This window comes from Clostridium tagluense (assembly GCF_003865095.1).
GTDB lineage: Bacteria > Bacillota > Clostridia > Clostridiales > Clostridiaceae > Clostridium_AD > Clostridium_AD tagluense.
In genome coordinates this window covers 1-227 of the sequence record NZ_BHYK01000146.1, presented here as the reverse complement: position 1 = coordinate 227, position 227 = coordinate 1, and the positions used below count along the sequence as shown (strand labels likewise).

1 rRNA gene is annotated in these 227 nt (G+C 51.1%); it reads right to left on the bottom strand.

Annotated features, from left to right (window positions below):
- A 16S ribosomal RNA gene (locus tag Ctaglu_RS24895) occupies nucleotides 1–227 on the bottom strand; the annotation flags it as partial.

Below are 227 nucleotides of genomic sequence, written 5' to 3'. Positions count from 1 at the left end.
GGCCGATCACCCTCTCAGGTCGGCTACGCATCGTTGCCTTGGTGGGCCGTTACCTCACCAACTAGCTAATGCGCCGCGGGTCCATCTCAAAGTGGAATTCTCTAAAAGAAAAATCCTTTGATGTTTCGATCATGCGATCAAAACATATTATGCGGTATTAATCTCCCTTTCGGGAGGCTATTCCCCTCTTTGAGGCAGGTTACCCACGTGTTACTCACCCGTCCGCC